11 protein-coding genes are annotated in these 12,709 nt (G+C 70.0%); 4 read left to right on the top strand and 7 right to left on the bottom strand.

From position 1 onward, the window contains the following. Window positions 1-22: 22 nt before the first annotated feature. The 5 genes from C8P69_RS10415 to C8P69_RS10395 are packed head-to-tail and all read right to left on the bottom strand — an operon-like array spanning window position 23 to window position 5,963. The gene (locus C8P69_RS10415; protein WP_108176827.1) at window positions 23-1,225 is read right to left on the bottom strand and encodes a molybdopterin molybdotransferase MoeA; all 1,203 of its coding nucleotides are present in this window, start codon (window positions 1,223-1,225) and stop codon (window positions 23-25) included. 2 nt (window positions 1,226-1,227) lie between these two features. Then, window positions 1,228-1,713, bottom strand: coding sequence for a cyclic pyranopterin monophosphate synthase MoaC (moaC, locus tag C8P69_RS10410; protein ID WP_108176825.1), 486 nt, complete (start codon window positions 1,711-1,713; stop codon window positions 1,228-1,230). A 55-nt stretch (window positions 1,714-1,768) separates the two neighbouring features. Next, entirely contained in the window at window positions 1,769-2,443 is a 675-nt protein-coding gene (locus C8P69_RS10405; protein ID WP_108176823.1) for a DsbA family oxidoreductase, read from the bottom strand. A gap of 29 nt (window positions 2,444-2,472) precedes the next feature. Further along, entirely contained in the window at window positions 2,473-4,104 is a 1,632-nt protein-coding gene (locus C8P69_RS10400) for an AMP-binding protein (RefSeq protein WP_170118203.1), read from the bottom strand. A 35-nt stretch (window positions 4,105-4,139) separates the two neighbouring features. After that, window positions 4,140-5,963: an extracellular solute-binding protein gene (locus C8P69_RS10395; protein ID WP_108176819.1), complete on the bottom strand. Its 1,824-nt coding sequence runs from the start codon at window positions 5,961-5,963 to the stop codon at window positions 4,140-4,142. Between the two features lie 208 nt (window positions 5,964-6,171). Between C8P69_RS10395 and C8P69_RS10390 the strand changes: the two genes are divergently transcribed. From C8P69_RS10390 to C8P69_RS10375, 4 genes are all read left to right on the top strand, one after another. Next, window positions 6,172-7,002: an invasion associated locus B family protein gene (locus C8P69_RS10390; RefSeq protein ID WP_108176817.1), complete on the top strand. Its 831-nt coding sequence runs from the start codon at window positions 6,172-6,174 to the stop codon at window positions 7,000-7,002. A 133-nt stretch (window positions 7,003-7,135) separates the two neighbouring features. Then, window positions 7,136-8,176, top strand: a complete 1,041-nt coding sequence (locus C8P69_RS10385; RefSeq protein ID WP_108176815.1) for an HpcH/HpaI aldolase/citrate lyase family protein — start codon at window positions 7,136-7,138, stop codon at window positions 8,174-8,176. 102 nt (window positions 8,177-8,278) lie between these two features. Further along, window positions 8,279-8,614, top strand: coding sequence for a heat shock protein HspQ (hspQ, locus tag C8P69_RS10380; protein WP_245901977.1), 336 nt, complete (start codon window positions 8,279-8,281; stop codon window positions 8,612-8,614). 74 nt (window positions 8,615-8,688) lie between these two features. After that, complete coding sequence (locus tag C8P69_RS10375) at window positions 8,689-9,684, top strand: AEC family transporter (protein WP_108176811.1); 996 nt, start codon at window positions 8,689-8,691, stop codon at window positions 9,682-9,684. On the opposite strand, the gene C8P69_RS10370 is transcribed toward C8P69_RS10375, so the two are convergent. Both C8P69_RS10370 and C8P69_RS10365 read right to left on the bottom strand, forming a co-directional pair. Next, the gene (locus tag C8P69_RS10370; RefSeq protein ID WP_108176809.1) at window positions 9,681-10,913 is read right to left on the bottom strand and encodes a UbiH/UbiF family hydroxylase; all 1,233 of its coding nucleotides are present in this window, start codon (window positions 10,911-10,913) and stop codon (window positions 9,681-9,683) included. The two genes, C8P69_RS10375 and C8P69_RS10370, sit on opposite strands and share 4 nt — an antisense overlap. A gap of 64 nt (window positions 10,914-10,977) precedes the next feature. Further along, the gene (locus C8P69_RS10365; protein WP_108176807.1) at window positions 10,978-12,687 is read right to left on the bottom strand and encodes a SulP family inorganic anion transporter; all 1,710 of its coding nucleotides are present in this window, start codon (window positions 12,685-12,687) and stop codon (window positions 10,978-10,980) included. Between the last annotated feature and the right edge of the window lie 22 nt (window positions 12,688-12,709).

Genomic DNA, 12,709 nt, shown 5'->3' with positions numbered 1-12,709 from the left:
ACCGTTGAGATTTCGTGAAGGCCTAGCGCGGCAGGCGGACGACGCGGCAGGGCTCGCCCGCGCGGGCCGCCGGCGCATGGGGCGGGCGCAGGATCAGCGCGTCGGCTTCGGCGAGGACGCGGATCATCGAGGAGTCCTGGACCGGGAAGGGCGTGGCGACGAGGCCGTCCGCCGATGTGGTCAAGCGGGCACGCAGGTGATCGGCGCGCAGGTCATTGGCTGGGACGTCAGAACCGAGAATCGCGGCCTCGGTCGCCGGTCCGTCGACGGCACGTCCCGCGAGGCGGGCAATGAGCGGTTCGAGGAACAACATCGCGCAGACGAAGGAGGCGACAGGGTTGCCGGGCAGGCCGAGCAGCCGCGTTTCGCCGAGATCGGCCATCATCAGCGGCTTGCCGGGGCGCATGGCGATCTTCCAGAAGCCGAGCTCCCCGCCCTCGTGGCGGATCACGTCCCGCATGAGGTCGTACTCGCCGACCGATGCCCCGCCGGAGGTGACGAGGATGTCATGGCCCTCGCTGCGGGCAAGGCGCACCCGGGCGAGGGTTGCATCGAGCCGGTCGGGGGCAATGCCGAGATGGGTCACGTCCGCGCCTGCACGGCGCGCCATCGCGGCAATGGCAAGGGCATTGGACGAGACGATCTGGTTCGGGCCCGGCGCGGTGCCGGGCTCCACCAGTTCGTCGCCGGTCGAGAGGATCGCGACCCGCGGCCGACGGTGGACCGGCACGGATGCGTGGTTCATGGCGGCGGCGAGGGCGAGGCTGCGCGGGTTCATGACAGTGCCCGCGGGCAGGACGCTGACCCCTGCGGTGAAGTCGAGGCCGCGGCGGCGGATGAACTGGCCGGGTCGTGCCGTGCGGTCGATGATCACAGCGTCGCCGTCGCGTGCGGTGTCCTCCTGCATGATGACCGCGTCGGCGCCGGGCGGAATCGGTGCACCGGTGAAGATGCGCACCGCTTGTCCCGTCCCGACCTCGCCGCCGAAGGCCCGCCCAGCCGCGGCCTCGCCGATCACCGTCAGGCGGCCGGGCAGGTCGGATGCGCGGAGGGCATAGCCGTCCATGGCGGACATGTCGTCCGGCGGCTGGCTGCGGGACGCCAGGAGATCGCGGGTCAGCACGCGGCCGTCGCAATCGCCCACCGGGATCCATTCCTCGGGAAGGGGTGATGCGCCGTCGAGAACGCGCGCCAGGGCCTCTTCGACGGGGAGGAGGCCGGCCATGGTCACTCCGCCCGGAACGTGCCGGAGGCGCCGCCTGTCTTTTCGAGAAGCTGCACCGCCTCGATCCGCATGCCGCGGTCGACGGCCTTCACCATGTCGTAGACGGTGAGGCAGGCGACGGAGACGGCGGTCAGCGCCTCCATCTCGACGCCGGTCTGGCCGGAGACCTTCACCGTTGCGGTCACGTGGACACCGGGGAGGGATTCATCCAGCACCACGTCCACGGCGACCTTGGTCAGCAGCAGGGGGTGGCAGAGCGGGATGAGTTCATGAGTGCGCTTCGCCGCCATGATGCCGGCGAGGCGGGCCGTGCCGAGCACGTCGCCCTTCTTGGCATCGCCGGCCCGCACGATGGCGAGGGTCTCGGGCTTCATCACCACGCGGCCGGTCGCCACGGCGGTCCGGTCCGTCGCCGGCTTTGCCGAGACATCGACCATGTTGGCCTGGCCGCTGGCGTCCAGATGAGTGAGCGTCGTTCCCTGTGCCATGACCTGCCCTTAGCCGCTGGCGCGGCGCGCCGCAACGGGCCGCGCGGCGGGTTGTTCAGCTCGCGGCCGCGGGCTGTGCCTGCTCGGCGGCGGCCTGCCGGATCGCGCCGGCGATCGTCTGCGGATCCTCGGCCCCGGCAATGCCATAGCGACCGCCGACGATGAAGAAGGGAACGCCGGTGATGCCGATCTTCTGCGCCGAGGCGATGTCGCGCTCGGTCCGCTCGATATCGGCATCGCTGGCGAAGAGCTCGGCAAGAAGCGCCGGGTCGAGGCCGGCGTCAGCGCCGATCTCGGCGAGCACGGCGGGATCGGAGAGATTGCGCCCCTCGACGAAGAATCCCTTGAACAGCGCCTCGACCACCGCGCCCTGCGCGCCGCCGGCGCGGGCCCAGAGGATCATGCGATGGGCGTTCAGCGTGTTGGGGGCCACCTCGATGGCGTCGAAGTCGAAGGCGATGCCCTCATCGGCGCCGATGCCGGTCAGCCGCTCGTGGATCTGCCGGATGCGCTCGGGATCGCCGAACTTCTTGAGCATATAGGCCTTGCGCGGCTCACCCTCGGCGGGCAGGTCGGGCGCCAGCTGGTAGGGCCGCCAGCGGATGTCGACCGCAATGTCCGGAACCAGTTCCAGCGCCTTTTCGAGCCGCCGCTTGCCGACGAAGCACCAGGGGCAGACGACGTCCGATACGACATCGATCGTCAGGGTGGGGGCAGGGGTGGCGTCCATGGGCGGGCTCCCGGAGGAAAGCCGCCAGTTTAGTACCCCGCGGCGGCCCGCGCCACGCTCAAGAGTTGCGCCAGCGCGGAATGCGCGTCGCCGAGCGGATCGAGGATGCCCTCGGGATCCTTGATGGCGGTCTCCTTGGGCCGGGTGTCCTCGAAGGGGAGCTGTCCGGTCTGGCGTGTGCCGCCGGGAATGGCGAGGGGCGTGAGCCCGCTTTCCACCAGCCGCGCCGCGAGCCCGACAATGGCGCGGCCATCGCCGACGATCCCGGCGACACGCTCGCCGAGCAACCGATCCGGGCGGATCACGGGAGCAATCTCGCCGCCCGCCTCGGCATAGGCGCCGCGAATGGCGGATTCGGCGAAACGGCGTCCGCCGATGGAGACGACACCGGCCTCGCGTGATCCGATGGCGATGCTGCGGGTCGCCTTGTCAGCGGCAGCGGGCATGCCTGTGGCGCGGAAGCCTGACGCGTCGGTGGACCAGAAGGGCGGCTGGCCGTTCTCGGCGCCCGGCGGGAAGGCATGGACCGGCACCATGGCGCCGCGCAGGGCAAGTTCGCCATCCGGACCGACGCGCGTCTCGATGAGCACGGGCGACTGGCCGCTGCCGGATGTGTGCGTGTCGTGGCCGAGGGTGATGGCGCCGCCGGCGCCGCGCAGCCCGCGGGCGACCGCCGTCTCGCCGATGCCGTAGAACACATCGACCGCAAGGCCATCCTCGGCTGCGGCGGCGAAGCTCTCTGCCGAGACCGGCCGGCGCGCCAGCAAGGCGAGGTGCCGCAGCTGCGGCCGTTCGGCCAGCGGCGCGGCGACAACGTATTCGCCGAGCGCGACGGGCAGGACCGCATGGGTGACGCCATCGGGCGCGAGGCGGTCGCGGATGATGCGGGGGGCCAGCGGCGGATGGGCGACAAGCGTGCCGCCCGCCATCAGCCAGGGCACGATCTGCAGGGCGATGCCGGCAAAGCCGTCGGGGGCGAGGGCACCAGCGAAGACCGAATGCTCATCGGGCACGCCGGCCACATAGGCCGCGAGCCCACCGGCCACGACCTCGTTGTGGCTGCGGGCGACGGCGATGTGCCCCTCGGCCACGGCATCGGCCGTGACGATGGCGACGTGATCGGCCGGATTGCCGGAGCGCTCGATCTCGACGCGGTCGGCCACGGTCGGATCTATCATGACGTCGTCGAGCGGGATCACACCGTCGAGGACGGGGCCGCCGAGCGACATGACGAAGCGCACCGAGAAGGTTTCGGCCGCAGCGTAGCGCATGATGTCGGCCGACTCGACCGGGCCGATGCGGCCAGCGGTCAGGACGGCGCGGGCGCCGAGGCGCTGGAGATGGGCCGAGACCTCGCGGCGGCCCCAGCCGAGCGGCAGGGGGGCGGCGATGCAGCCGGCGCGCAGCACAGCGAGCAGCGCGATCACGGCGTCGCAGGACATGGCGAACTGGGTGGCGACCACCGCATCAGTCGGCAGGCCCATCTGCCGCAGCCGGCCGGCCAGCGCATCGACCAGGCCGTCGAGCTCGCTCCATGAATAGTGACGCGACTCGCCGCCGATCAGGTGCGGGCGGTTCGGGGCATCGGCGAGCGCGCGGGACTGGGGGCGGATCTCGGCGGCGCGGCGCAACAAGGCGTCGAGCGTGGCGTGGCCCGCCACCCCGGCCGTCCCGTCCTTGCGCCCCTTGCCCAGTATCACCGACCGACAGCCCCCCCGGCGTCACGACGCCACCATGTCTCTACGAGATAGCCGAAAAGAGATGATTCGGCAGGCGTCCCCACATGGTTCCAGCGGGCGATCCACTGCGCCGGCTGATGGAAGAGCGGCACCCAGTAGAAGCCCCCGGTCACGACACGGTCGAGGGCGCGGGCAGCGGTCACCAGGTCGCCGCGGGTGCGGGCCTCGACAATGGCGGCAACGAGCCTGTCGACGGCCGGGTCGGCGATGCCCGGCAGGTTGCGGCTGCCCGGCGTCGCAGCGGCGGAAACGCCCCAATAGAAGGCTTGTTCGTTGCCCGGCGAGAGCGAGGTATTCCACCAGCGGTAGTCGACCATGTCGAAGTCGAAGTCGCGCAGGCGGCGGTCATATTGCACGGCGTCGACATTGCGGACGCTCATGCGGATGCCCGCGCGCTGCAGGAATCGCTGGAAGGTGAGGGCAAGGCGCTCCTGGTCGCGGGTGGCGACGAGGAACTCGAAGGCGAGCGGCTGGCCATCGCGGCCTTTCAGCACGCCGCCGTCGAGCCGGTAGCCCACCTGCCCGAGAAGGGTCAGCGCCTGCCGCAGCCTGGCGCGGTCGGCGCCCGTGCCATCCGAGACGGGCACTTCATAGGTCCCCTCGAGGATATCGGGGCGGATGCTCGCGCCAACGGAGGCGAGCAGCCGCCGTTCCGCCTCGTCGGCCGGTCGCCCGCGCGCCGAGAGCTCCGAGCCTTCGAACAGCGACTGGCTGCGCTCGAAACCGTCGGCATAGAGCGTCCGGTCGGTCCATTCGAAGTCGAAGAGCAGGCCGAGGGCCTCGCGCACCCGCACATCCTCGAAGACGGCGCGGCGGGTGTTCATGACGAGGCCGCGGATGCCCTTCGGCGTGCCCTGGCGGATCGTGTCGCGGACGACGCGTCCGTCGCGCACCGCCGGAAAATCGTAGCCGGAGGCCCAGCGGCCGGGATCTGTCTCGACGCGGACGTCGACGAGGCCCTTCTTGAAGGCTTCGAACAGGGTGTTGCCGTCCCGGTAGAAGTCGAAGCGGACCTCGTCGACATTGTGCAGGCCGCGGTTGATGGGAAGGTCGGCGCCCCACCATGAGGGGTCGCGGCGGAACGTCACGCTCTCGCCGGCGCGCACCTCGGCGATCGTGTAGGGGCCGGAGCCGACCGGGGGCGTCAGCGTCGTCTCCTCGAAGGTCTCGGGATCGACGGCGTGGCGCGGCAGGACCGGCATGAGCCCGAGGATCATCGGCAGCTCGCGGTCGGCGGCCCCTGCAAGGTCGAAGCGGATCGTGTGGCTGTCGATCAGGTCGACCCGGGTCACTTTGCGGAAATAGGTGCGGTGGTTCGGGCGGCCGCGCTCGCGCAGGAGCTCATAGGAGAAGCGCACGTCCTCGGCGGTGACGGGGCGGCCGTCGGAGAAGCGGGCGCGGCGGTCGATATGGAAGATCACCCAGGCGCGGTCATCCGGCAATTCCAGGCCGGCGGCGACCTGCGGATAGAGCGTGAAAGGCTCGTCATAGGAGCGCTGCATCAGCGTCTCCCAGACATAGGAGCGCGCGCCCGGCACCGGCAGGCCGCGCACCACGAAGGGGTTCAGCGTATCGAAGGTGCCCTGGATCCCCAGGACGAGGCGGCCGCCCTTCGGCGCATCGGGATTGACGTAGCGGCGATGGGCGAGGGCGGCGGGGCCCGCCGGCTCGCCATGCATGGCGATGGCCTCGCGCACCGGCAGCCGCGCGAAGTCGCCTGCGCCGGCGGCGGTTGCCGGCACGAGGAGGAGAGCGGCGAGGGCAAGGAGGCGATGCAGCATGGGTCCCGTCTGCGAAGACTGCGCGGCAGCCTAGCATGCGGCATGGTGATTCCGGCTTTTCAACGCAAGGGCGAGCCGCTATCAACCGCCTCCGAGGACCGCGCCACCATGTCGCCACGTTCCACGGCGAAAGAGCGCGACCGCTCCGACTCATCAAGGTCCGACCCGCTGCAGGCGCGCGCTCCGGACACGATCGAAAGGACCTTTCATGTCGTTCTCCGCCAAGTCCGCGGTTCGTCTCGGAGCAGGCCTCGCGCTGCTCATGGCGCCTGCGGTGGCCTTCGCCCAGCAACAGCAGCCGCAGCAGCGCCCGGCCCAGCCGGCGCAGCAGCAGCGTCCCGCCCAGCCGGCGCAGCAGCCGGCCCAGGCTCCCGCCCAGGCCCCGGCCAATTCGGCTGAGAACCTCGCGGCGGTCCAGACCCCCTGGGTGAAGCTCTGCGACCAGGTGCCTGTCGACGAGCGCACCCCGCCGACCACCAAGAAGCTCTGCATGGTCGTGCAGGAGACCCGCGCCGAGAACGGCCAGATGCTGGCCTCGGTGCAGATCCGCGACCTCGAGGGCGAGAAGCCGCGCCTCATCATCGCCGTGCCGGTGGGCATGTCGCTGCAGCCGGGCATCCGCGTCGTGCTCGAGGGCGGCCAGGGCCAGCCCCAGCCGCAGGCCATGCGCTACGAGGTCTGCCTGCCCAATGCCTGCTTCGCCCAGATGGAGATCCAGCCGGATTTCCTCAACCGCATGAAGCGCTCGAACCAGCTGAGCATCCAGGTGGTGAACATGAACAACCGGGCGATCTCGCTCGGCATGTCGCTGCAGGGCTTCCAGGCCTCCTATGACGGCGAGCCGGTCGACCCGAAGGCCTATGAGGAGCAGCAGCGCCGTCTGGCCGCCGAGCTGCAGCGTCGCGGCGAGGAGGCCCAGCGCCGTCTTCAGGAGCAGCAGCAGCGCCAGCAGGGCGGTGCCCCGGGTGGCGCGCCGGCCGGCGTCCCGATCCCCGGCGCTCCCGCCGGCATGGCGCCGCTGGCCCCGCCGCAGCGCTGATCCAGCCTCTTCGCAGAAGACGAAGGCGCGGGCCTGTCCCGCGCCTTTTTGTTTTCATCCAGGCCATCCGCCGTTCCACGGAATTGTGCGGTGCAACCATGTCCTGTAGCGCTGGCGGCCGAGGAGTGATCCCATGAAGCTGCCGCGCAACATCTACAAGCCGCTCGCCATCGGCGCTCCGGAGCCCTATCGCGAGCTCCCCGTGCGGCTGGAGCGGATGATCCACTTCGTACCGCCGCATCTGGAAAAGGTGCGCGCCAAGGTGCCGGACCTCGCGCGCACCGTCGACGTGGTGCTCGGCAATCTGGAAGACGCGATTCCGCTCGACGCCAAGGAGGCCGCGCGCGCCGGCTTCATCGAGATGGTGAAGGCGACGGACTTCGGGACGACCGGGGTCTGGACCCGTGTCAATGCGCTGAACTCGCCGTGGATCCTCGATGACCTCACCGAGATCGTCGCCGCCATCGGCGACAAGCTCGACGTGGTCATGCTGCCGAAGGTCGAGGGGCCCTGGGACATCCACTACCTGGACCAGTTGCTCGCCCAGCTGGAGGCGAAGCACCGGGTGGCCAAGCCGATCCTGATCCATGCCATCCTGGAGACGGCCGAGGGCGTGAAGAACGTCGAGGCCATTGCCAGCGCCTCGCCGCGCATGCACGGCATGAGCCTGGGACCTGCGGATCTCGCGGCCTCGCGCGCGATGAAGACGACTCGCGTCGGCGGCGGCCATCCTGAGTACAAGGTGGTGGCCGACATGGGCGGGGAGGGGCCGCGCGCCGCCTTCCAGCAGGACCTCTGGCACTACACGATCGCCAAGATGGTGGATGCCTGCGCCGCCAACGGGCTCAAGGCCTTCTACGGCCCCTTCGGCGACTTCTCCGATCCGGTCGCCTGCGAGACGCAGTTCCGCAACGCCTTCCTCATGGGCTGTGCCGGCGCCTGGACGCTGCATCCGAGCCAGATCGACATCGCCAAGCGGGTCTTCTCCCCCGATCCGAACGAAGTGGCCTTCGCCGCCAAGATCCTCGCGGCCATGCCGGACGGGTCTGGCGCGGTGATGATCGACGGCAAGATGCAGGACGACGCGACCTGGAAACAGGCCAAGGTCATCGTCGATCTCGCCCGGATCGTCGCCGCCAAGGATCCCGACTACGCCACGCGCTATGCGATCTGACCGGCGCGACCGGCCGTAAAGACTTCGTGACAGGACGTTGACAGGGCCGCCGCTTGGGGCTTTTGTCCCGCGCCCCAACCGCACGAAGGGATGCCAACCGGCGTGATCGACAAGCCCCGGCAAGCCAAGTTCAAGATCGGACAGGTCGTCCGGCACCGGATCCATCCGTTCCGGGGCGTGATCTTCGACGTCGATCCGACCTTCTCGAACACGGACGAGTGGTACGAATCGATCCCTGTGGAGATGCGCCCGGCCAAGGACCAGCCGTTCTACCACCTCTTCGCCGAGAACGAGGTGACCGAGTACATCGCCTATGTGTCGGAGCAGAACCTGCTGCCGGACACGAGTGGCGATCCGATCCGCCATCCGCAGGTGGACGAGGTCTTCGACAAGGACGGCGAGGGCAATTACCGCGTCAAGCGCAGCGGCCTGCACTGAGCATCGCTCCGGCGGACGTTGACCTGACGGGCCGCGCGCTTTAGCGGTCGCCCGTCCCGCGGTCCGGCCCGATCATGCTGCAAGTCCTCAATCTCGCCATGCCGTTCTTCGGCCTGATCGCGCTCGGTTTTTTCACCGCGCGCTACAAGGCCTGGAAAGGCACGCCGATTCCCGAGGCCGGGCTCGGCTGGATGAACTTCTTCCTCATCTACATCGCGCTGCCGGCGCTGTTCTTCCGCATCCTCGCGCAGACGCCGCTCGAGAAGCTGAACAACGTGCCCTTCGTGGTGGGCACGACCTTCGCCACCTTCACCGTCTTCGTGCTCGGCTTCGCCTATGTGGCCTGGCGCTCGGGCGGACACACCGGCCATGCGACGGTCGCCGGGGTCGCCGCGGCCTATGGCAATATCGGCTATATGGGGCCTGGCCTCGCCTTCTCGACCATCGGGGCGGATGCTGCCGCCCCCGTCGCGCTGATCTTCTGCTTCGACAACATCCTGCTGTTCTCGCTGGTGCCGATGCTCATGGCGCTCGGCGGCACGGAGCGGCGGTCGATCCTGGCGGTGATCGGCGAGGTGGTGGTGAAGATCGTCACCCACCCCTTCATTCTGGCGACGGTCGCCGGCGTCATCGCCGCCTTCCTGCAGTTCAAGCCGCCGGAGATGCTCGACCGGTTCCTCGGCTTCCTGCAGAACGCGGCGGCACCCGTGGCGCTGTTCACGCTCGGCGTGACGGTCGCCCTGCGCATGGAAAGCTTCCGGGCGCTCGGCCGGGTGGCGGCGGCGATTTCACCTGTCCTCGCGCTCAAACTGATCATCCACCCGGTGCTGGCGGTGGTGATCCTGTCCTTCCTCGGGACCTTCGAGCCGTCCTGGGTCTATGCCGCAGCGCTCATGGCCTGCCTGCCGCCGGCCCTCAACGTCTTCATCATCGCGCGGCAATATGACACCTATGTCGAGCAGGCCTCGAACGCCGTCCTGCTCGGCACGCTGGTCTCGGTCGGCACGCTGACCAGCGTGCTCTATCTCGTGAAGAACGGCCTGCTGCCGATCAACCTCTTCGCGCCTTAAGCGGCGTCGCGGTCATCGGCGCGCATCAGGCGCGGCGCGCCCTGCGGCTGCAGTCCCTCGCGCATGAAGGCGCGGCGCAGCGGCCCGATGCGGTCGAGGGCCCAGAGGCCGGCGCCGCGGGCGACATGGACGGGCATGAGCGACGACAGCAGCGAGCGGTTCAGCACGTCGATGGCGAGCGTCCGGCCGACAATGTCGGCGCGCCGCGCCCGGTCGTAATCCGCCATGGCGCTGGCGCTGCCGATGGGCTCGCCGCGCAGACGGGCCGCGGCGAGGCATTCGGCGAGGGCTGCGCCGTCGCGCAGGCCGAGGTTCAGGCCCTGCGCGCCGATGGGCGGCACGACATGGGCTGCCTCGCCGATGAGCGCGGCATGGGGCAGGCCGAAGCTCTTCGGGGTCATGCTGGAGAGGTCGTAGCGGCCGCGGCCGGGCTCCAGCGTCACCTTGCCGAGGATGGCCTCCGACCGCCGCTCGATCTCGCGGGCGAAGGCGGCATCGTCGAGGGCGAGCAGATGATCCGCCTCGCGGGGCGTCACGACGCAGACGAGGCTCGACCGGTCGCCCGGCAGGGGCACCAGCGTGAAGGGACCGGTCGGCGTGTGGAACTCGGTCGACACGTCGTCGTGGGGCCTTGAATGGCCGAAGGTGGCGGTCACCGCCGTCTGCGGATAGCGCGAGGCGACCGCATCGATCCCGGCGCTCTGGCGCACGAGCGACTGCCGGCCATCGGCGCCGGCCACCAGCGGGGCCGAGAGGAGGCGACCGGAGGCGGTGGTGACGGTGGCCCCGCCATCGATCGTCACCGCCGTGACCGGCTCGGCGATCACGGCAATGCCGCGCTCGCGCACGGTCGCCAGAAGCGCCGCGGTGATGTCATCGTTGGCGATGTTGAAGCCGAAGGCCTCAAGTCCGATCTCGCCGGCGCGGCCCTCGAAGATCGGCGCGCGGATGAGACTGCCGGTCGCGTCGATCAGGCGCATGACGCGGAGCGGCGCGGCCTTGCTCTCGAGATGCGGCCAGACGCCGAGACGCTTCAGGGCCAGCACGGAGCCATCGAGCAGCGCCGAGGTGCGGTGGTCGCGCCGGCCTTCGGGGAGCGGTCCTACAACGACGGGGCGGAAACCCTCGTTGTGAAGCGCCAGCGCCGCGAAGAGGCCCGCGGGACCGGCCCCGACGACGATGACGTCGGCGCTCATGGTCTCGGTGGTGCGGCTCTCTGTTTCGGTCATGGCGTCCGTCCCGTGGCTTCCGGCGTCCTAGCATGGCGGCGGAGCCCTCGCATCCCGGGGAGCCTCAGGGGACGCCCGAGAAGGCGAGGCGCGCCTCCGCCGCTGCGGTTGCCGCATCAAGGTTACGCGCGAGGGTCAGCCGCGGTTCTTTCAGGTCGAAATGGGCGAGGGCATTCGCCACACTGTTGCGCGCCCCGGCGATGACGACATGGGTGCCGGCGCGCTCCAGCTTGTGAACGAAGGTCTCCAGCGTGTAGGCGCCGGTCGTGTCGAGGAAGGGCACGTCGGTGACGTCGAGGATGAAGACCGCCGGCGGCTGGCCGATACGGTCGAAGACCGATGCTACGGTCGCCGCCGCGCCGAAGAAGAAGGCGCCGCTCAGCCGGTAGGTGACGATCCGGCGGTCGCGGCCGCGGCCGGCATCGGCGGGAGCCGGGGCATCGCGATCGGCAATGTCCTCGTCGAGCAGGCGCACCTTGCTCTCCACCGCCATGGCCTCGGCCATGCGGTGCATGAAGAGCAGCGAGCCGAGGACAATGCCAACGCCGATGCCGGCTGTCAGGTCCACGAAGACGGTAAGCAGGAAGGCGGCGAGAAGCACCAGCGCGTCGCCCGGCGAGGCGCGCAGCAGCGAGGCGAATTCCCGCTTCTCCGCCATGTTCCAGGCGACGATGGCGAGGACCGCCGCGAGCACCGCCAGCGGCACATAGGCCATGAGGCCGCCCGCGACCGACAGGAAGGCCAGCAGGAACAGGGCGTGGAAGATGCCGGCAACCGGTCCACGTGCGCCGGCGCGGACATTGGTCGCGGTGCGGGCGATCGTTCCGGTGACGGGAATGCCGCCGCACAGGGCCGAGGCCATGTTGGCGACGCCTTGCGCCACCAGTTCGCAGTTCGACCGGTGGCGCCGGCCGGTCATGCCGTCGGCGACCACTGCCGAGAGCAGCGATTCGATGCCGCCCAGCATGGCGATGGCGATGGCCGGCACGATGAGCTCGCGGATGCGCGCGAGCGAGACGCCGGGCAGGCCCTGGTAGCCGATGCCGGAGGCCAGGGTTCCGAAGCGCGAGCCGATCGTCTCGACCGGCAGGCTGAGGAGCAGCGCCGCGCCCGAGCCCGCCACCACGACGATGAGCATGCCCGGCAAGGTTGGCCGCCAGCGCTTGAGGGCGACGAGGGCCGCGATGGAGAGGCCGGCGAGCGCCAGGGCCGCGGGGTTGAAGCTCGGCAGGGCCTGCCAGAGGACAGGCAGCTTGTGGAGCATTTCCGCGGGCTCCGGAGCGCCGAGCCGGAGGCCGAGGAGGTCGCGAATCTGGCTGACGCCGATGATGACGGCGATTCCGGCGGTGAAGCCGACCGTGACGGGGTAGGGGATGTATTTAATGTAGGTGCCAAGCCTGAGGAAGCCGACGGCGACGAGCATCATGCCGGCCATGAAGGTGGCGATGACCAGTCCGTCATAGCCGTGGATGGCGATCGTCGAGGCGACGAGGGGGATGAAGGCCCCGGCCGGGCCGCCGATCTGGAAGCGCGAGCCGCCGAGCGCCGAGATCAGGAAGCCGCCGACGATCGCGGTGATGAGCCCCTTGTCCGGCGTCGCGCCGGAGGCGATGGCGATGGCCATGGAGAGCGGCAGGGCGACGATGGCGACGGTGAGGCCGGCGACCGCGTCGGTGCGCAGGTCGCGGCCGCCATAGCCCTCTTTCAGGACCGTCACGAGTTTGGGGGTGAACAGGTCCGCGAAGGACGCCTGAGGCTGCGTGAGGCTGGTCATGCTGCGACTCTGCGGGGGTGAG

Source organism: Phreatobacter oligotrophus, from assembly GCF_003046185.1.
Classification (GTDB): domain Bacteria; phylum Pseudomonadota; class Alphaproteobacteria; order Rhizobiales; family Phreatobacteraceae; genus Phreatobacter; species Phreatobacter oligotrophus.
This window is presented reverse-complemented; position numbering and strand designations above follow the sequence as displayed.